17 protein-coding genes are annotated in these 19384 nt (G+C 44.0%); 10 read left to right on the top strand and 7 right to left on the bottom strand.

Annotation, left to right across the window (positions count from 1 at the left end):
* Nucleotides 1-35 precede the first annotated feature (35 nt).
* The 4 genes from BUA56_RS19875 (at nucleotide 36) to BUA56_RS19890 (ending at nucleotide 5479) form a co-directional block, all read left to right on the top strand.
* Nucleotides 36-2015, top strand: coding sequence for an oxidoreductase (locus BUA56_RS19875; RefSeq protein ID WP_072854518.1), 1980 nt, complete (start codon nucleotides 36-38; stop codon nucleotides 2013-2015).
* Nucleotides 2016-2084: 69 nt separating this feature from the next.
* The gene (locus BUA56_RS19880; RefSeq protein WP_072854519.1) at nucleotides 2085-3188 is read left to right on the top strand and encodes a YkvI family membrane protein; all 1104 of its coding nucleotides are present in this window, start codon (nucleotides 2085-2087) and stop codon (nucleotides 3186-3188) included.
* 41 nt (nucleotides 3189-3229) lie between these two features.
* Nucleotides 3230-4480: a uroporphyrinogen decarboxylase family protein gene (locus BUA56_RS19885; RefSeq protein ID WP_072854520.1), complete on the top strand. Its 1251-nt coding sequence runs from the start codon at nucleotides 3230-3232 to the stop codon at nucleotides 4478-4480.
* Between the two features lie 12 nt (nucleotides 4481-4492).
* Nucleotides 4493-5479: a uroporphyrinogen decarboxylase family protein gene (locus BUA56_RS19890; RefSeq protein ID WP_072854521.1), complete on the top strand. Its 987-nt coding sequence runs from the start codon at nucleotides 4493-4495 to the stop codon at nucleotides 5477-5479.
* Nucleotides 5480-5550: 71 nt separating this feature from the next.
* On the opposite strand, the gene BUA56_RS19895 is transcribed toward BUA56_RS19890, so the two are convergent.
* Nucleotides 5551-6603 (bottom strand): tyrosine-type recombinase/integrase, encoded by a 1053-nt coding sequence (locus BUA56_RS19895; RefSeq protein WP_187143915.1) that lies wholly within the window; start codon nucleotides 6601-6603, stop codon nucleotides 5551-5553.
* Between the two features lie 265 nt (nucleotides 6604-6868).
* Nucleotides 6869-7180 (bottom strand): cell division suppressor protein YneA, encoded by a 312-nt coding sequence (yneA, locus tag BUA56_RS19900; protein WP_072854523.1) that lies wholly within the window; start codon nucleotides 7178-7180, stop codon nucleotides 6869-6871.
* 259 nt (nucleotides 7181-7439) lie between these two features.
* Here yneA and lexA point away from each other — a divergent pair, with 259 nt between their 5' ends.
* Entirely contained in the window at nucleotides 7440-8060 is a 621-nt protein-coding gene (lexA, locus tag BUA56_RS19905) for a transcriptional repressor LexA (protein WP_072854524.1), read from the top strand.
* A gap of 176 nt (nucleotides 8061-8236) precedes the next feature.
* The gene (locus BUA56_RS19910) at nucleotides 8237-9445 is read left to right on the top strand and encodes an FprA family A-type flavoprotein (protein WP_072854525.1); all 1209 of its coding nucleotides are present in this window, start codon (nucleotides 8237-8239) and stop codon (nucleotides 9443-9445) included.
* A gap of 86 nt (nucleotides 9446-9531) precedes the next feature.
* Here the strand turns inward: BUA56_RS19910 and BUA56_RS19915 are convergent, their stop codons facing one another.
* The 5 genes from BUA56_RS19915 to BUA56_RS19935 form a co-directional block, all read right to left on the bottom strand.
* The gene (locus tag BUA56_RS19915) at nucleotides 9532-9768 is read right to left on the bottom strand and encodes a GlsB/YeaQ/YmgE family stress response membrane protein (protein WP_072854526.1); all 237 of its coding nucleotides are present in this window, start codon (nucleotides 9766-9768) and stop codon (nucleotides 9532-9534) included.
* A gap of 127 nt (nucleotides 9769-9895) precedes the next feature.
* Complete coding sequence (locus tag BUA56_RS19920) at nucleotides 9896-10432, bottom strand: PadR family transcriptional regulator (RefSeq protein ID WP_072854527.1); 537 nt, start codon at nucleotides 10430-10432, stop codon at nucleotides 9896-9898.
* Between the two features lie 206 nt (nucleotides 10433-10638).
* A complete protein-coding gene (locus BUA56_RS19925; protein ID WP_072854528.1) occupies nucleotides 10639-11292 on the bottom strand; it encodes a SurA N-terminal domain-containing protein in 654 nt (217 codons plus the stop codon).
* Nucleotides 11293-11303: 11 nt separating this feature from the next.
* On the bottom strand, nucleotides 11304-12071 hold the full coding sequence (locus tag BUA56_RS19930; protein WP_072854529.1) for an N-acetylmuramoyl-L-alanine amidase family protein: 768 nt from the start codon (nucleotides 12069-12071) through the stop codon (nucleotides 11304-11306).
* 3 nt (nucleotides 12072-12074) lie between these two features.
* The gene (locus BUA56_RS19935) at nucleotides 12075-13289 is read right to left on the bottom strand and encodes an N-acetylmuramoyl-L-alanine amidase family protein (protein WP_072854530.1); all 1215 of its coding nucleotides are present in this window, start codon (nucleotides 13287-13289) and stop codon (nucleotides 12075-12077) included.
* 810 nt (nucleotides 13290-14099) lie between these two features.
* On the opposite strand from BUA56_RS19935, the gene BUA56_RS19940 reads away from it, so the two are divergent.
* The 4 genes from BUA56_RS19940 (at nucleotide 14100) to BUA56_RS19955 (ending at nucleotide 19129) form a co-directional block, all read left to right on the top strand.
* The gene (locus BUA56_RS19940) at nucleotides 14100-14789 is read left to right on the top strand and encodes a response regulator transcription factor (RefSeq protein ID WP_072854531.1); all 690 of its coding nucleotides are present in this window, start codon (nucleotides 14100-14102) and stop codon (nucleotides 14787-14789) included.
* A 4-nt stretch (nucleotides 14790-14793) separates the two neighbouring features.
* Nucleotides 14794-16023, top strand: a complete 1230-nt coding sequence (locus BUA56_RS19945; protein WP_072854532.1) for a sensor histidine kinase — start codon at nucleotides 14794-14796, stop codon at nucleotides 16021-16023.
* Nucleotides 16024-16094: 71 nt separating this feature from the next.
* Entirely contained in the window at nucleotides 16095-16778 is a 684-nt protein-coding gene (locus BUA56_RS19950) for an ABC transporter ATP-binding protein (RefSeq protein WP_072854533.1), read from the top strand.
* Nucleotides 16775-19129 (top strand): ABC transporter permease, encoded by a 2355-nt coding sequence (locus BUA56_RS19955; protein ID WP_072854534.1) that lies wholly within the window; start codon nucleotides 16775-16777, stop codon nucleotides 19127-19129. Before BUA56_RS19950 ends, BUA56_RS19955 begins: the two co-directional genes overlap by 4 nt.
* Nucleotides 19130-19384: the final 255 nt, after the last annotated feature.

A 19384-nucleotide genomic window follows, 5' to 3' on the forward strand; every position in this document is an offset into this window, starting at 1 on the left:
ATATAAAAAAAGCATCATAAAAGGAGGGCAAAGTAATGAATAAGTATTTCCCAAATCTATTTAGTCCCATGAAGGTGAAAAAGACCACCTTCAAAAACAGAATCTTCGGTTCCCCTACAGGTATGAAGGAATTGACGGACCTGAACCACAACAATGTGAAGAACGTGGACTTCTTAAAGCGCCGTGCCCAGGGAGGGGCAGCCATGGTGTGTCTGGGGGATGTGGTGGTACATGAGACGGGATGCGTGGACTGGAGCTACAAGGTAAAGGCCTATGATGTGAGAAGTGAGGCCGGGTTTTATGACATTGCAGGGGCCATCCGCTCTCAGGGAGCCCATGCATCCATGGAGCTGCTCCATGCGGGAATGCACTTCCATGACGATAACCGCATTAACTATGGCCCCAGCGACATGATTGATGAGTTTGACCAGGGGGATGGCAATGGCATCCACAGACATCAGATTATAGAAATGCCCAAAAATGTTATTGAAGAGGTGGTAGACAGCTATGGTAAAGCGGCCCTACGGGCAAAACACTGCGGTTTTGATTCCGTGCTGGTGCACGCAGGTCATGGATGGCTTTTGTCCCAGTTTTTATCTCCGGTACTGAATCACCGGACAGATGAATTTGGCGGAAGCCTGGAAAACCGGGCCCGTATAACCATGATGGTCATTGACAAGATCCGGGAATACTGCGGTCCAAATTTCCTGATTGAGGCAAGAATCTCCTGGAAAGAAGGCATGACAGAGGGATATCAGCTGGAGGAAAGCATTGAGTACTGTAAAATGCTGGAGGAGCATGGTGCAGATATGATCCAGGTGTCCTGCGGATCCCTGCATTTTCATGATTCTACCCTTTTGTCTACTCCAAGCTGGTTTGATGTAGATGAGGGTCACAATATACGGGCTGCTGCAGAAATCAAGAACCATTTACATATTCCCGTGGGAACAGTAGGAGCCATTACGGAGCCTGCGGTTATGGAAAAATGGATCAAAGACGGTATGGTTGACTATGTCGTGCTGGCCAGGGCTCTGATCGCAGATCCGGATCTTCCGAAAAAGGCCATGCACGGAAAAGTGGATGAGATACGTCCCTGTCTGCGCTGCATTGCCTGTCTCACCGGAGGATATTATAACCTGCCTCTGCACTGTTCTGTAAATCCCCAGATCGGACGGGATAGCGACTATAAGTTTATGCCTCTGCCTACAGAAAAAAAGAAAGTATTGATCGCAGGCGGCGGACCGGCTGGGATGGAGGCGGCCATCATAGCTGCAGATCGTGGCCATGAGGTAATCCTCTGTGAAAAAAAGGGCTTCCTGGGAGGACTTATGCGGATTATTGAAAAAGAATCCTTTAAAAAACGGATTCAGAGTTACCGGGAGTATCTGGAGCGCATGGTGGCAAGGAAAGCCATTGAGGTGCGGCTGAATACAGAAGTGACGCCTGAACTAGTGGAGGAGCTTATGCCGGATGTGGTGATCGCGGCAGTTGGCGGACACCCCATTATTCCACCCATCAAAGGCATTGAAAAAGCAATTCAGATCGTAGACTTTTACGACAGAGAGCCAGAGGTAGGAGAGAATGTTCTTGTGCTCGGCGGAGGCTTTGCCGGAGCAGAGTGTGCCATTGGACTTGCACTGGCCGGGAAAAAGGCCACTATCGTAGAGATGTCCGGCGCCCTGGCTTCCGGTCCCAACACCCCGTATCCGGGCACAGGCGCCATGCAGATGGATGCATTATGGACGAATATTGAGAAGAATCATGTGGAAGTCAGATTGAACACAAGATGCATGGAGATTACGGATGAAGGCATGATCTGTCAGGATAAAGACGGAAATCAAATTACACTGAAGGCAGATACAGTCATTGCGGCAACGGGAATTGCACCCAATGAGGAGACTGTGGAGACTCTGCGGGATACGATCATTGACTTCGCCTGGATCGGAGATTGCTATGAGCCCGGACTGATCCGCACCGCGGTAAGGCAGGCCTATGATACAGCTCTGAATCTGTAAAATAGGACATAACTGGGGGGACTTTAATGGAACAGACATTATTTATAATGAAAGAGAAGGTGAAAGAGAATGAGTAATGAGAAAAGCTTTTCGATGAAGACGCTGTTAATTCTGGCGGGTTCCTATGTGTCCTTTGGTATCGGAGCTGGTTTTGCCACTGGTTCAGAGGTGCTGCAGTTCTGGGCACCCCATGGACTTCCCGGGGCTGTAGGGATCATTATTTCCGCGCTGCTGATTCTGTTGTGCATCGCAGTCGTTTCCAGGGATTGCCGCAAGTACAAACTGGCCAGCATGGATATGATGTATCGCCATTATTGCGGAAAATATCTGGGACTTGCCATTAATTGGTTTAATACGCTGACATTCTTCTTGATGGTGGGCAGTATGATCGCAGGCGGTGCATCCTCCATGAACCAGGCATTTGGACTGGATACACGAATCGGTACAGTAATCATGCTGATTGCCGTTATGGCCACCGCCCTGCTTGGTATGAAAAAACTGACGGCTATTCTGGGAAATATTGCCCCGATCATCCTGTTGGCAGTGGTGGTGATCTGTGTTTACAGCTACATCAATCCCACGGACAGCTTCAGTACCGGTGATATGCTGATCAGAGAAAAGAGCGGACTCAGCATGTCCGGAAGCCTTATTTTCAGCGCAGTGCTGAATTTTACCTATGTGGTATTGAACATGAGCGCGTACAGCGCCAACGTGTCCACAAGGGCAGACCACCAGAAGGAACTGGTATGGGGAAATGTTCTGGGACAGTTTTCCGCAGCCTTGTGCCAGATCTTTGTTTTCCTTGCGTTTGTATTAAATGCTTCCGTTGTAGGCGGTACTGATATTCCTCTTTTGATTCTGGGACAGCGTCTGGGCGGTGCATTTTATGCATTTTACGGTATTATCGTGGTGCTTGCCACTTACACCACAGCAACAGGAATGGCATGGGTGGCCTCTTCCAACATTCAGCGGGAGGACAGCAAGTGGTACAAGCTTGTGGTGGCAGTGGTATGTATCGGCGCTTTTGTATTCTCCAACTTCGGAACCTTCGGAGTGCTGATGAACATTGTTATGAAAGCTGTTTCTTATCTGGGAGTTGTGTTCTCTGTATGTGTGATTGTCTCTAAGATTTACCGGTATGTGAAAGAGTCCAAAGAGGGTGTGAAAGCGTAAGTCGTAAAAAGCACCTATAATAGCAGAAGGAATGGAAAATTATGAATGTAGAAACCTCAAAAAAATACGAGATAAAACTGAAGAGATGTGAAGATGCTATTGCACTGAAAGAGCCGGATCATGTGCCAATCTGTCCATGTATCGGCATCGTACCCTATGCTTTGGATGGATGCAGCAATACGGACTCCATGTACAATTATCCCAGAGCAACCCAGGCAATCGTGAATTTTTACAAAAAATATCCTATGATGGACGCAAATATGCATCAGGGCTTTAACAGCGGAAAGGCCAATGAGCTTGCCGGCACTACTATGATCGATTGGCCGGGGCGTCCTGGAACCAAGGTGCCTGCTCAGTCTACCTTTCAGGTAATGGAACATGAGTATATGAGAGAGGACGAGTACCAGGAGGTGCTGCAGGATTTTACAGGGTTTATGCTTCGCAAATACATTCCCCGGGCTTATCCCAATCTGGCTGGATTGTCTAGCATACGATTTATTCCCAATATTATACTGGGAACACCACCCCTAAGCGGCCTGTATGCAGAGGAAGCTTTAAAGGCCTATGAAATCCTGGCAGAAATGGCCAAGGCGGAAGCAGAGCGAATAAAAGCCTTTGCCCAATGCAATGAACAGGTGACAGAGCTTGGGATCCCGCCGTTTTTTAATGGCGGAGGGGAAGTCCCCTTTGATGTGATTGGGGATTATTTTCGGGGAACTCTGCCCACTCTTATGGATCAGATGGAGCGGGAGGATGAATTGGAAGAATTCTGCTACCGCATTGCAGATATGGAGATTGCAAGTTTTCAGTACTTTAAGGATGCAGATCTGCCTATAAAGAGAGTAAGCTTCCCCATGCACAAGGGAATGGACGGCTTTATGAGCTCGGTACAGTATGAAAAGCTATACTGGCGTCCCTTTAAGAAGATCATAAATGCGTTGCTGGATATGGGTGTCACACCGTATCTTTATACAGAAGGGAAATACAATACCCGACTGGAACAGCTCACAGATCTGCCAAGGGGTAAATGCATGATACACTTTGAGCAGGTGGATATTCGCCGCGCTAAGAAAGTTGTAGGAGGAAACTCCTGTATTGTTGGGAATTTCCCTATGCTGCTCCTGGAAACAGGCACGCCGGAAAGCGTGACCGAAAAGGTAAAGGAGCTTCTGGACATCTGTATGCCAGGGGGAGGTTATATCTTCGACTGTGACGGAAGCATTGACATTGCGAAAGAAGAAAATTTGGATGCCATGTTCGAAGCACTGATTAAATACGGAAATTATAGATAGCAGGAGAATAAAATGCTGACAATAAAAGAAAATGCCAGAGAAACCATACGTGGCGGCAGCCCGGATCGCTTTGTTAATCAATATAGTTATCTGGGGCTTGTCCGGGATCCCATCGGCGTTTACGCCGGATGTGATCTCCAGCCGGGAGAGACGGGTACTAACGGCTGGGGTGTGAAAGTTACTTATCCAAAGAATACACCCGGACAGTTTCCCCTCTGTGAGGGGGAGGATAAGCTCCTGAAGGACATTACAAAGTGGCGGGAGATAATTAAACCCTGCCCTACTAAGTTTACAGAGGAACAATGGCTCCCTTATATAGAGGCCGCGGCCCGGATAGACCGCAGGGAATATTTTGTCACGGCCAGTGTATACAACGGAGTGCTGGAGAAGCTTCACTATTTCATGGGTATGGAAGACACTATGATCAACTTCTATGAGGAACCGGAGGAGATGCATGCACTCATCGACTTTATCGCTGACTGGGAGATAGCGGCCGCAGAGGAGATTGTATCCCACCTTCATCCGGACGCTCTTTTCCATCACGATGACTGGGGAAGCCAGAGAACCTCTTTTCTGTCGCCGGAGATGTTTGAGGAGTTTATAGAGCCGGCTTACAAGAGGATTTATGGCTTTTGGAAGGAAAATGGGGTAGAAATCATTGTCCATCACTCTGACTCTTATATAGCCAATCTAATCCCCAGTATGATCCGGATGGGCATTGATGTGATCCAGGGACCGGTATATGAAAATAATATTCCGGAAATATTGAAGGAATACGGGGGAAGGATTACAGTTATGGCCGGCCTGGACAATGGTAAATACGACATGGAGGACTGGTCCCGGGAGAAAATCCGCAATGGGCTTAAAGAGCTCTTTGCGGCTGCGGGCACCAGATATCTCATCCCCTGTCTGACCATGGGAGGCCCGGGAAGTACGTATCCAGGGGTATATGAGGCAGTGACAGAAGAGATTGATGCCCTTAGCAAAGAGTATTTTTAAAGAACACAGATGCGGCCAAACGCTTCATTCTATGGAAATGAGGCGTTTGGCCGCTTTTAAACTAGTATGAGCTAGCTCTCTCTTAGTTTAACCGCAGTGGCCGCCTTTCTCCGCCTTGCATCATCCATTGCCGCATAATGCTTCTTTGTGGTATTCACATCTTTATGTCCAAGCACATCAGCAACCAAATAAATATCACCGGTTTCCTGGTAAAGAGCAGTTCCATAAGTACTTCTAAGCTTATGAGGGGTTATATGCTTGGTGGTAGTAACCTGCTGGGCATACTTTTTCACCAGATTTTCAACCGCCTTTACTCCCATACGCTTTTTTTGAGTAGAATAGAAGAGTGCGTGTTCATGTCCGGGAAGAGGCGTAATATGTGACCTCTCCTCAAGATAGGACTTTAATGCTTTCTCGACTTCAGGCCCAAAGTATATTATCATTTCATTTCCGCCTTTACGTACTACTTTGATACCATTATTTTTAAAATCCACATCCTCTATATCCAGTCCGACACATTCCGATACCCGGATTCCTGTTCCAAGTAATAGCGTCACTAAAGCCAGGTCTCTGGTTTTTGTCTTTTCATAATATGCCTTTTTCTGACCGGAAAGTGTATCCCCTGCATGTTCGATATAGTCAAGCAGAAGTGCCACCTCGTCTGCATCCAGGCGGGTAATTGTTTTATCATGTATTTTGGGAATATCTACTAAAACAGTAGGATTTGTCTGAATCATTTCCATTTTATAATAATACGCATAAAAACTTCTCAAAGCAGATATTTTTCTTTTCAGCCCCCGTTCACCATTGGTAACAATCTGGTCCAGATTATCATGATCCCGGTATGCCTTCAAATATTCTAAATATTCCTCAATATCAATGGCCTTGATTTGGTCTAATACCTCCAATTGAAATTCTGTCATTTTCATATTTTTGAAAGCAGGGTTTTCATCGAGCAGAAACTGAAAAAATATGCGGATATCGTAAGCATACGAAATTCTTGTTTTGGTTGTTGTGGTTGTACTGATGGATCGAAAGAAATCCCGTGTAAAGTCAGGCAAAGTGTGAAGAACTTCTCGGAGCTTTAAGATGTTTTCTGTATCCGTCAATTCTCTGTAAGTCATTTTTTCTTGTTTCAATAGAAAATACCTCCTTATAAAATATATAGTGAAAACAACCGAATGATATGCTTAGGTTTACAATAATAGTATTATGTATACTTATGTATCTATATCTATTCGAAAAACTCGTGTTTGGCGAATAGATTGACACTTTCAGTATAACCTACTTTTCCTGTGATTTCAAGAATAATTATACGGACATTAGAAAAATCTCTCCATGACAGCAAATTGGACACTGATGGAATCAGTGCCCAATTTTTTAGCAACCTTATTTTACCTCTGCGGAATAATATGGAATACACAGATAACTTCCCTCAAAAATCTTATCTGTTGCCAGATGATTTATATTCATAACTTCATTGATATACTCATCCTTTGAATCATATTCTTCTGTCATATATTCCTCGGCTATGCTCCAGAGACTGTCACCTTTTTCGATCTCGATGCTGGTATAATACTTATACCTTTCTTCCGTCTCTGTTCCTGCGTTGGCGGTCAAAGCAAACTTTCCGGAAAAGATGCCGCCGGATACAAGAATCAATGCCAATACAACAAAAAACGTCTTCACTCTTCTATTCATATCTACGCCTCCCGAAAATATGTTCGCAAACATTTGTTCTTATTCATGTTTTTAATTATACAATCCGAACATGCGTTTGTCAATGGTTTTTGTCGAAATCCGAACAGATATTCCGAATATTTGTTTGCATTCTCTTCTTCTTTGTGATATGATAATTAAGAAATAAAGTCTGAAGATATTTGATTCTACATGCTTCAGAGGGCAGAGAATTACCCTCTGCGTGTTATTTGAATAAGAAAAAATTCCTGGAGGTTTGGTTATGGCATACGGCAAAATCAGCAAAAAGCAGTCCGAAATTTTAGAATACATAAAAAGCGAAATATTAAACAGAGGATTCCCCCCTGCAGTCCGCGAAATCTGTGAGGCAGTTCATTTAAAATCAACTTCTTCTGTCCACTCCCACCTGGAGACATTGGAGAAGAACGGCTACATACGAAGAGACCCCACAAAACCCCGTGCTATCGAGATAATTGACGACTCTTTTAATCTTGTGAGACGCGAGGTTGTGAATGTTCCTATCGTAGGTAAAGTAGCTGCCGGTCAGCCGATTCTGGCTGTGGAGAACGTTGAGAATTATTTTCCTATTCCTTCGGAATATATGCCCAACACGGACACTTTCTTACTTCATGTTGATGGGGAAAGTATGGTGAATGCAGGGATTCTGAACGGAGATTATGTCCTGGTCTCAAAGCAGCCCACGGCACAGAATGGAGATATGGTCGTAGCTTTGATCGAAGACTCTGCTACAGTGAAAACCTTTTATAAAGAAAATGGCCATTACCGTCTTCAGCCTGAGAATGATTTTATGGATCCGATAATTGTTGAGGGTGATCTCCAGATTATGGGGAAGGTAATTGGTGTGTTCCGTTTTTTAAGATAACTTTGACCACGAATTCAAATACCAGGCTTTTCATTCCTTAACATTCAGGAATAAGCAAAGCCTGGTATTTTTGATCTATATCTTGCTATTTTAAGAAAAAAAGTGTATTCTATATGTTGGTTAGACATAACTAATCATATGAATATCTAATATGTCTCTAGAAAGGGGTTTAAACCATGTATTGTACCAGAAAAATTACAGATGCGGTTACTTGGGTAGGCGGATATGACCGGAGGCTGGCTTTGTTTGAAAACTTGTTTCCCATCTCCCGGGGTATTACCTACAACTCATATTTGATATCGGATGAAAAAACAGCGCTTATCGATACGGTTGATTCCTCTGTTACCCGCCAGTTCCTGGAAAATATTCATTATGTTCTCAGGGGGCGCTCTCTGAATTATCTGGTAATCAACCATATGGAACCAGACCACTGCGCCGGAATTGAAGAATTGCTGCTGCACTTTCCTGAAATGAAACTAGTGGGCAACGCGAAAACCTTTGCATTCATCCGACAGTTCTATGATCTCAATCTGGATGGAAGGACCCTTGTGATCAAAGAAGGTACTACCCTCTCCCTGGGGACACATACACTTAGGTTCTGTTTTGCTCCGATGGTTCACTGGCCGGAGGTTATGATGACATACGAGCAAAAAGAAAAGCTTCTATTCTCCGCAGATGCCTTTGGAAGTTTTGGGGCCCTGAACGGAAATTTGTTCAATGATGAAGTGGATTTCGCCCGTGACTGGCTGCCGGACGCCAGACGGTATTACGGGAATATAGTAGGGAAATACGGAGCACAGGTACAGGCAGCTCTGAAAAAATTGACTGATATGGAACTGCGCATGATATGTCCCCTGCACGGTCCTGTGTGGCGCACCAATCTTGATTATTTTTTGGATAAATACCGCCTTTGGAGCCGATATGAACCAGAGGAACATGCAGTCGCCCTGATTTATGGTTCTATGTACGGGGATACTGAAAATGCTGTAAATATCCTTGCCTCCAGTCTGGCGGAATCAGGAGTTAAAAATATTGCTGTCTATGACATTTCTACTACCCATATATCCACGCTGATCGCAGAAGCCTTCCGCTGCAGTCACCTGGTACTGGCCGCTCCCACTTATAACGGAGGAATTTACCCGGCAATGCTGAATCTGCTGCATGATATGAAGGCTCTGAACTTGCAAAACCGTACCATGGCACTTATAGAAAATGGTTCCTGGGCTCCGGCCTCTGCCAGGCAAATGCGTTCACTCCTGGGGGAATTAAAGCAGATAGAACTCCTGGAACCTGTCATCACGGTTAAGTCTGCTATCAAAAAAGAAAATCTGGATGAACTGCTGCAGTTAAAAGAAAGCATTCTCTCCTCATTAGAAAAACTATGACGAAAAATGTATTCCTACATACAGTGGCTTTACGGGGAGGTACAAAAGCCACCGGTCTCCCGGTGGCTTTCACTTAACACTCCTGACTATAAAATTCTTCTGCTGATAGAGATCAGCAGGCAGGCTCCTGCGATGGATACAATTATCTTTGCAAAGAAACCAATGGCGTAAAAGCCAATTAAAGAAATTAAAAGATTTCCTAGAATAGATCCCACAACACCGATTGCGATATACTTTACCACGCCTCCCTTAAGCTTCATAATACGGGAAGCAATGTATCCTGCAATCAAACCTACTAATACCTGCATAAGTATACTTAACATCTGCCTACCTCTTTCTACTGCTCTTCTTTTGCTGACGGTGCTGCCGTACATATCCTCCGTACGGATATACAGCGTTCACCATATAGTAAAGTATACCATTAAAATATGCAGATGTAAATTTTCTTATTCAGCTTCTATTTTCCGTGTCTGCTTTTATTGAATGAACCCAGGCTTCGATGGACTGGGCCAATTGATACTGCTGCTGCAAAACCGCCTTACCTGTCTCCGGAATCTCAGGCATCTGTTCTTTGGAATGAATGTTATCTTCCAGATACAATTTCAATAGCATTACATTTTGTTCAATCCGTTGCAGACATTTCTGCTGGTTTTCAGGGGAAAGACTGTCCAAATTAACTATAACAGCATTGAAATCCAGAAATATGCGAATCGGCTGTTCGGAAATCTCCAGCATTAATTTTTCAAATTCTTTTTCACCCTTTTCTGTTAATGAGTATACAGCTTTTTCCGCCATATTTCCCTCTTTTACCATCTCACTTTCAATGTATCCCTTCTTCTCCAGTTGAATCACTTTTTTATAGATCGAAGGTGTACTAATCTTTACCCACCGGGATATATTGCGGTACTCCACTAATTTTTGAATATCATAGGCACTTAAAGGCTCCTTTTTCACCATCCCCAATACAATTAAATCGATTGCTGCCATAACACCATCCTTTCTATCTTAACATCATTTTCGCTGTCATAAATAACTATAAATTATAGTATTATATTTTACAAAAATTGTCAAGGAAAAGGATATGACTTTAGAATAGCAGCCAGGAGGATTCCTCTTTTGCTTATATGCTTCTTCATCAGGCAGGAGCCATGCTTTCCATTTATAGACCAGAGGTTGCGATACGTAGAATGTAATTATTCTTTTATTATTTTAATATCTTGTTCGGCAATTAGTTTTTGTATAATTTTTCCCTTTTCGTCCTCCCAAGGATCATTTAAGTCTCCATTTCCGCCTATAGTTACTTTTGTATTATTTTCTTGATTGCCGCTAAATTCTTTTTGTTTATCGGTTAGATATTTTGAAATCATAAGGGTGGTACGTGTAGTGCTTTTTAATGACTCCCAATATTTTGTTTCTCCACCAGCCCCTTCTATCAAAGCGTCAAACTCTTCCTTATTTGTTGCTTTATTAATATTTTTCTTATATGTTTCAATGGTCTCCTCAACTTCTTGATCAGTTACTTTGTAGCCTGCTTTTTCAGCTGCATTAAGCAGCACTTTTCTTTGCAATACATACTTATATGCGTTATCCTCAGAATCTTTCAGCTCTGCTAAATCCATACGCTCCTTAATTTCATTAACCTCATCCCACGTAATCGTAATATCTTTACCTTTCGCATATATTTTTTCAGAGCCTCTTGTTTTTGGACTATTTTTTTGAGTGGTAAATAATTTGCCTATGCTATAAAATAAGTTATCGTCTGGATATGCTGATTGTGCATAAATAGTTGTTCCCAATGCAATCACAAATATAATAGAGACTATAGAGATTATCACTTTCTTTTTCATAATTATACCTCCTACTGAATTGATATATAAATATCTCCATCTTTATATGATGAATAACCATCTATTCCTGGGACAGGAGATGGGATTACTGCATATGAAGGATGGCCTATTATGTATGCCATTTCAAATAATACACTGTCGTCTTCCGGATAAGAGCAGAGTTGTGTATTGTATCCACAAATACCAATCATATAACCTCCTGGCAAGATCGAATCAAGGTTTTTATAGGATACAAAATTTGCTTCCCCTTCACCATTCACATTATGTCTTACAAATGACATACTTATATTTGGCTTATCTGCAGTCTCTATTATATACATATATAGATATACAACCTCTCTATATGGGTAATAGAATTTATTGTTTATTTTGTTTCTATCTTCTGTTAATTTCATAATAATATCAGCATGTACGGGCTCAGCATCCCAAGTTAAAAAATCATGTGCCATCGTTTTAGATTCATTGAATCTTTTAGACTCATTTACTGTTCCATCATCATTAAAAATATAATATCTTTCTTCTTCATTAACCCAACAAGCATCTTTTGCTAATGCCCCAAATCTGGTTGGATCTGTTAATGAAAATGACATAAAGTATCTCCTTTTGCCATCTACAACCTTCCAACCTGTTACCATAGAGCCCGTGTCTTCAAAATAGTATTTTCTATTATTAATCTGCTGCCATCCTGTAAGCATGAAACCGTTGCTATCAGTATAATATCTTTTGTTTCCCACATTAAACCAACCTATCTTCATAGCTCCGTCATCTTCATCCCCCATATACTACCAATGGGAGCCATCTTTAAGCCAGCCAGTAGCCATCATTCCATTGCTCTTTAAAAAATACCATGTATTTCCTGATTTCAGCCAGCCCGTTTTCATCGCACCGCTATCATTCATGTAGTACCAGTACTTTCCATCCTTTACCCACCCGGTTTTCATTTCTCCAATATCATTAGAATAGTACCATGTATCGCCTACTTTGAACCAGCCGATTCTCATGGCACCATCATTGGCGGGCCCAAGATAATACCAGGAATCTCCATACTTTTGCCAGCCGGTCAACATGATTCCGCTACTATTAAAAAAGTACCACGTTTTTCCGATTATCTTCCAGCCGGTTACCATTGCACAGCCGCTTTCAAAATAATACCAGCTTCCATCAACCTTTCTCCAATCATTTTCCACCGCTATCGGCCAAGAATCTCCGTCTTCTTTAATATAATACCATTTACCACTGTCTTTAAACCACCCGGTTCTCCGTGCATGTCCGTCACTATAATAATAGCTCCATTCACCATAATAAAGATTCCAGCCATTATGCAACATACTGCCGTCATCCAAAAAACAATAAGCCGGCCAGGTGCTTCTCTCAGCATTTAAACTGCCAATATACCACCGACCTATCAAAGTAGCTCCATATGGCCAATCTTCATCATCTTTATCAGAACTTAAATAATATGTCTTATTATCCCATTCTAACCAGCCTGTTTTCATCCATCCAGAAGCATCAAAATAATACCAATAATCATCAATCATTTCCCATTTGCTCCTCGAATAGCTGCCATCATCATGTCTATACCACAACCTTCCATCATCTTCTATCCACGTTCCGGATAACGTTGCCTCCAGCAAAGCAGGAGAATTATTTGGAGTTTTCCCTGCTTGTCCTACATCCTCAGTATTAGGTATTGCTACACAGTCATCTGAGGTTTTTTCATCTTCAAGAGCTGCTAATTCTTTTTTATCAATAGCCCCTGCCTCTTCCTCCTTATTATCTGTAATTTCTTCTCCTCCAGGAATATATCCTTCTGGTGCATCTTGTAGACCTACATTTATATATCTAGTGTCCTCATTTTTAAATTCTGTTGCATCCTCTTCTGTATTTATAGAACTATCTCCACCCGTTTCTGTTGCATAGGCATAGTTTGAATAGCTGCCTAAAAGCATAGCAGCCATCACCATAGCACAAACAACTTTAACTATTTTACTTCTCATTTTGTTCCCTCCCAAGTTTCGCTTATATTATCGGTTACAGTAACTTACTATTTTCCCATTGGACTATACCTCCTTTTCATTTAATTAAAAAAGACACCTGTCTCCAGATGTCTACTTAACGATATTTAACTATAAACATCTACAAACAAAACACACCTATCTGAACAGCTTCTGACTTAGGGAAACCACACCCAACACAGCGATTACGTTCTGGAATCGCACCAGATTTGCTTTGCTTCTTATTAATTCAGATATCTCGATTGTAGATATTATTATGTGTAAATTTTATGTTAAATTAAGTATACTATTTTAGCATATTATTTACAACTCCTTTTTAATTAATATTTTTATAGTTATATTGATGATTTTTTATAAATTTATGTTCACGCCATTCTTTTCGATTATCATAAATATATGGTCAAATTCCTGGTAAGTGGAATAAGACTTGACTATATGGCCGTTACGGCCACGGAGAGAGCATCTCACGAAACTGTTTTAAATAATTGTCCATAATGGAACCTCCTTAGTGAAATATGATGGCAGGAAACAAAAAAAGCACCCCGCATCAGGAGGCGGACAGTAAAAATTTTCTGATATGTAGTTGTTGAGTTTGAAGAACCATGGTAAAGTAGACATAGCGGTTTTTGGTATGTGTTTACGGTTGCGTTAGGGGTAACTCAACCATACAAAATATATTCAAAAACTGCTACTTTTTTTGAAAAAAGTGATAGTTTCACGTACTTAGGGCTAGCCGCCGCGCTAGCGGCTTGGTACAATACACTATAAACATGTATTTACAGGAGGAAACTTATGTATAAGCTGCTTCTTTTAGAAGATGATATCAGTCTGATCGATGGCTTGCAATATGCCTTGAAAAAGAATGGATTTCAGTTGGATGTTGTCCGGACGATCCGGGAGGCAAAAGTGCTTTTATCTGTCCCCAACGACTATGACCTGCTTCTTCTTGATGTTACGCTTCCGGATGGAACAGGATTCGAAATCTGTGAACAAGTACGCCGAAAGGGGAACCCCATCCCTATCATATACCTCACTGCTGCAGATGAGGAGACCTCTGTGATACGGGGACTGGACATCGGAGGAGATGATTATATTACCAAACCCTTCCGTCTGGGAGAACTGTGCTCCCGTATCCGGGCTCTTCTCAGACGCAGCGGGAGGAAGAAAGAAATAGGGGACAGCCTGCTCGTCTCTGGCAAAGTGTCCGTTGATCTTCTCCAAAGCAAGGTTTTCCTGTCCGGAAGTCCCCTGGAATTGACCAGTGCTGAGTACCGGCTCTTATGTCTTTTAGTAAGAAACAGCGGCCGCATCCTGACCCGCAGCTCTATCCTGGACCTTCTATGGGACGGCAACGGAAGCTTTGTGGACGATAATACTTTATCTGTATATGTGCGCCGCCTGCGTGAAAAACTGGAAAACGATCCCTCACACCCCGAACATCTTCTGACTGTCCGGGGATTCGGATACCAATGGAAGGAGTAACGCTATGAGCTTTCTGCATGAAAAGCAATCCCGCTGCTATTTTTTATTTCTCTCCTGCTTCTGCACTCTGATGCTAGCCTTTTTCGTTTTGTGTGCAGGTATACAGACTCGTGAGGCAAAAAAGCTTCTTCTCAGACAGGAACAGACTGCCGCCTCCTATCTTCTGGAACAGGGTATATCGGAAGACATTACCGCTGCTGCCTTTAAAAACAGCGAGCTTACTGAGGAAGGTGTACGGCTTCTTGAAAAAAGCGGGCGTACCGACAGCACTCCCTTTTGGCTTCTTCCCCCGGCCCGTCGGGCGGCAGTCAGATATAGGACTGCCGCCCTTCTGGGAGGTCTGGGATTCGGGGGGATTCTGATGGGCGTCTCCGCTTTCTTTCTTCACCGACGGGAACTTCTGTATCAGAAGGCGGCCGGCAGAATTGCAGAATTTGCGGAGGGGAGCTTCGCACGTCATCTGCCCAGGAACGAAACAGGTACGCTGTATCAGCTGTTTGCATCTGTGGATGAGCTGGCCATGGCTTTACAGTCCAAAAGCGAATCTGAACAGAAAGCAAAGGAATTCTTAAAAGATATGATATCTGATATCTCTCATCAATTGAAGACTCCCCTGGCTGCCCTGAATATGTATGCAGAAATTATTCTGGATGAGCCGGACAATCCCCCGTTAGTAGAGGAATTTTCCGGGAAATCTCTGATATCCCTCGCACGCATGGAACAGCTCATTCTCTCTCTGCTGAAGGTTATGCGGCTGGATGCCGGAAATATTCGTTTTGAGCAAAAACTCTGTACAGTTTCTGAACTGGTTTCCCGGGGAATTGCAGAATTGATTACAAGAGCAAAACAGGAAGAGAAACAGATCCTGATAAACGGTGATCCCGGAGAGCAGATTCTGTGTGACCTGGAATGGACCGGTGAAGCCATCGGCAATCTGGTGAAAAACGCTCTGGACCATACCGAAGCCGGAGGAACCATTGAGATTGCCTGGGAGCGGTCTTTGGCAATGCTTCGGCTGTCTGTTGCAGATAACGGCAGCGGGATCCTTCCGGAAGATATTCACCATATCTTTAAACGATTCTACCGCAGTAAATCTTCCGCCCATACACAGGGGATAGGTTTGGGGCTGCCTCTGGCAAAGTCTATTATTGAAGGCCAGGGGGGGATTCTATCTCTTCAGAGCACTCCAGGCAAAGGAACCACCTTTATTATTTCTTTCCTTACAGAACCGTAAGCTGGAATTCATCTGTATGTAAGGTGATCCTGCTATGCTGTCAGGGTAGAATAACAAGGAGGTATAATTACATGGAAATATTGCGTACTCAAAATCTCTGCAAAGTATATGGAAAAGGTGATACACAGGTCAAAGCGCTGCAAGACGTATCCTTTACTGTGGAAAAGGGAGAATTTACTGCGGTTGTAGGGGAATCCGGTTCCGGAAAGAGTACTCTCCTGAACTGCATCGGGGGCCTGGACACTCCCACGTCCGGTCATATTTATCTCAATGGGGAAGATTTATATTCAATGAAGGAAACAAAACGTACGGTGTTCCGCCGCCGCCACATTGGTTTTATTTTTCAGTCCTTTCACCTCATCTCAGAGCTGAATGTGGAGCAGAATATTATATTTCCGCTTCTGTTGGACAATAAGAAGCCAAACCGGGAGCAGACAGACGAAATCCTGGAGGTATTAGGTCTGACAGATCGCCGTACGCATCTTCCCAGTCAGCTGTCAGGGGGACAACAGCAGCGCGTAGCCATAGGACGTGCGTTGATTGCGAAACCCATGCTGGTACTGGCTGATGAGCCTACCGGGAATCTGGACTCCAAAAACAGTCAGGATGTCATGGATCTTCTCTGTAAAGCATCCAGGCATTATCAGCAGACGGTTCTTATGATAACTCATAATATCAATCTTACATCCTCTGTCGACCGTGTTCTGCGTGTCACAGACGGTATTCTCAGTGAACTGGGGGGTATGAAGGTATGAGACATTATCTGGACTTAATCCCTATTTCCGCTAAGGTGCACCGCAAACAGAGCAGAATGACCAGAATCTGCATTATACTCGCAGTATTTCTGGTTACCGTAATCTTCGGCATGGCAGATATGGAAATGCGGGCCCAGAAGCTGCAGTCTCAAAAGAGTGATGGGGGCTGGCATGCCGGTTTTAAAGAAATCACCGGTGAACAAGCTGGCATCATAGCCTCACGGCCTGAGATAAAGGCATCCGCTTGGTATGATGTTCTCAATTACCGCTTGGATGAGGGGTATCAGCTTCAGGGGAATGATGCGGTTATCTGCGGATTCGATGAGGAATTGCTTTCTATGTTTACGGGAATGGAGCTGGAGGAAGGGGAATTTCCAAAGGATACACACTCTGCTGTTTTTACAAAAAGCGTAAAAGAACAGCTGGGTCTTAAAACAGGCGATACTATATGGCTGACCGTTCCCCGGGGGGAATCTATAGAATTAACGGTATGCGGATTTACAGGAGATACGTCTATGCTTACTGAAAAAGATGCTTTCGGCATATTTTTAAATACAGAAGCATTCCGTACACTGCTGTCTGCTGAGTCCTCAGAAACGTATGAAGGAATCTTTTATGTTACATTCACCCCCTACTGCAGCATCCAAAAGGCACTGTCTGATATTCAGGCACAGCTGCAGCTGTCAGACCAGCAAGTCACACAGAATACAAAGCTTCTGGCACTGATGCTCCAGAGCAAAGATCCCTATATGATGCAGCTATATCTTACTGCAGGTGTCCTGGCTGTCTTGGTTGCCATTGCAGGCACTCTGATGATTGCTGGAAGCCTGAACAGCAATGTCGTACAGAGAACGGAATTTTTCGGCATGATGCGCTGTCTGGGTGCAACTCAGAAGCAAGTGATACGATTTGTACGAAGGGAAGCACTTAGCTGGTGTAAAACGGCCATCCCGCTGGGGATCGCCGCGGGTACTGCTGTCATATGGCTTTTGTGCGCACTGCTGGAGTTCTTAAGTCCAAGCATATTTGGGGAGATGCCGGATTTCGGGATTAGCTGGCTGGGCCTGATATCCGGTGTACTGATTGGCCTTATCACTGTCCTGCTTGCGGCCGGTTCGCCTGCCAAAAAGGCATCCAGAGTTTCCCCTGTGGCGGCCGTATCGGGAAATGCCGGCACCATCCAGGCGGCGCGTAAAGCAGCATCAACCACATTTTTTCAGGTGGATACTGCTTTGGGAATCCATCATGCAAAAGGGAGCAGGAAGAATTTTATCCTTATGATTGGCTCCTTTGCTTTCAGTATTATTCTGTTTCTGTCCTTCCGCTCAGCAGTAGATTTTATGAACCATGCTATCACACCGCTGAAGCCCTATTCCCCGGATCTGTCGGTGCTCAGTCCTGACAATACCTGTGCAATCGCTCCGGATCTCGCTGAATCATATGCGGTCCTTCCCTTTGTAGAGAAGGTGTACGGCAGAAGCTTTGCCTATAATATTCCGGTAAAGATACATGGACAGACAAAACGTGTCAACCTTATCTCCTACGAAACATATCAGTTCCAGTGGGCAGAGGATATGCTCCTTGAGGGAACAATCGATGATACAGAGAATGGCAGCTCGGTACTCACTGTTTTTCACAAAGAAAATCCTCTGAACCTGGGGAGTACAATTACCATGGATTCCTACTCTGAGGGACAGCCGGTGAATGTTAAGGTGTCAGGAATTCTGTCCGACAGCCCTTTTAGCAGAGAACCAGGGGTTGAAACTGTAATTTGCTCCCAAAAATTATTTCAGCAGTTAACAGGTGAGAGCAATTATACAATCATAGATGTACAGTTTAATTCCAAAGTAACAGATAATGATGTGGCACATATGCGCGCTGATGCCGGAGATTCGGTTATCTTCTCAGACCAGCGTATAAAGAACAGTGAAACCATGGGGGCATATTATTCCTTTTCCCTGTTCATCTACGGATTTCTGGCTGTAATCGCCTTAATCTCTGTATTCTATATCATTAACAGCATTGCCATGAGTGTATCCGCCCGCCTCCGTCAGTATGGCGCCATGCGGGCCATCGGAATGAGTGACAGGCAGCTGATACGAATGATATCAGCCGAGGCAGCAACCTACGCCCTCTTCGGCATTTTCTTTGGCTGTCTCATAGGTCTTCCTATAAACAAGCTTCTGTTTGAGAGACTTGTCACTTACCGATGGGGAGATGCCTGGTATGTACCGGTTGGTTCTCTGCTGGTGATCATACTGGTAATCGCAGGGTCTGCGATTCTGGCTGTGCGTGGCCCCGCAAGGAAAATCCGGGGGATGTCGGTGGTGGATACTATAAGTGCAGAGTGATAGTTTTGTGTATGTGAAGTTCGGGGTTATGTAGTCGGCGAGCAAAGCGTTGCAGACGGACGGATATAGAAGGGAGCACCGGGGGGACAGGGCCAGGGGGCGGGGGATAGGGACAAGTCAGCTCGAGGCTCCGTTCCCCTCAGCTAAGTCCTACCAGCTGCTAAACTCGTCAGGAAAGCCTTCCTCGTTAATCAGCTGGTGGACTGGATCTTCGGCTCACTCCGCTTAACCTCCCTGACTTGTCCCTATCCCCCG

The organism is Lactonifactor longoviformis DSM 17459, assembly GCF_900129135.1.
Classification (GTDB): Bacteria; Bacillota; Clostridia; order Lachnospirales; family Lachnospiraceae; genus Lactonifactor; species Lactonifactor longoviformis.

Coding starts and splice junctions, on each gene's coding strand:
- BUA56_RS19875 (WP_072854518.1), top strand. CDS start 36: ATGAATAAGTATTTCCCAAATCTATTTAGTCCCATGAAGGTGAAAAAG.
- BUA56_RS19880 (WP_072854519.1), top strand. CDS start 2,085: ATGAGTAATGAGAAAAGCTTTTCGATGAAGACGCTGTTAATTCTGGCG.
- BUA56_RS19885 (WP_072854520.1), top strand. CDS start 3,230: ATGAATGTAGAAACCTCAAAAAAATACGAGATAAAACTGAAGAGATGT.
- BUA56_RS19890 (WP_072854521.1), top strand. CDS start 4,493: ATGCTGACAATAAAAGAAAATGCCAGAGAAACCATACGTGGCGGCAGC.
- BUA56_RS19895 (WP_187143915.1), bottom strand. CDS start 6,603: ATGACTTACAGAGAATTGACGGATACAGAAAACATCTTAAAGCTCCGA.
- yneA (WP_072854523.1), bottom strand. CDS start 7,180: ATGAATAGAAGAGTGAAGACGTTTTTTGTTGTATTGGCATTGATTCTT.
- lexA (WP_072854524.1), top strand. CDS start 7,440: ATGGCATACGGCAAAATCAGCAAAAAGCAGTCCGAAATTTTAGAATAC.
- BUA56_RS19910 (WP_072854525.1), top strand. CDS start 8,237: ATGTATTGTACCAGAAAAATTACAGATGCGGTTACTTGGGTAGGCGGA.
- BUA56_RS19915 (WP_072854526.1), bottom strand. CDS start 9,768: ATGTTAAGTATACTTATGCAGGTATTAGTAGGTTTGATTGCAGGATAC.
- BUA56_RS19920 (WP_072854527.1), bottom strand. CDS start 10,432: ATGGCAGCAATCGATTTAATTGTATTGGGGATGGTGAAAAAGGAGCCT.
- BUA56_RS19925 (WP_072854528.1), bottom strand. CDS start 11,292: ATGAAAAAGAAAGTGATAATCTCTATAGTCTCTATTATATTTGTGATT.
- BUA56_RS19930 (WP_072854529.1), bottom strand. CDS start 12,071: ATGGGGGATGAAGATGACGGAGCTATGAAGATAGGTTGGTTTAATGTG.
- BUA56_RS19935 (WP_072854530.1), bottom strand. CDS start 13,289: ATGAGAAGTAAAATAGTTAAAGTTGTTTGTGCTATGGTGATGGCTGCT.
- BUA56_RS19940 (WP_072854531.1), top strand. CDS start 14,100: ATGTATAAGCTGCTTCTTTTAGAAGATGATATCAGTCTGATCGATGGC.
- BUA56_RS19945 (WP_072854532.1), top strand. CDS start 14,794: ATGAGCTTTCTGCATGAAAAGCAATCCCGCTGCTATTTTTTATTTCTC.
- BUA56_RS19950 (WP_072854533.1), top strand. CDS start 16,095: ATGGAAATATTGCGTACTCAAAATCTCTGCAAAGTATATGGAAAAGGT.
- BUA56_RS19955 (WP_072854534.1), top strand. CDS start 16,775: ATGAGACATTATCTGGACTTAATCCCTATTTCCGCTAAGGTGCACCGC.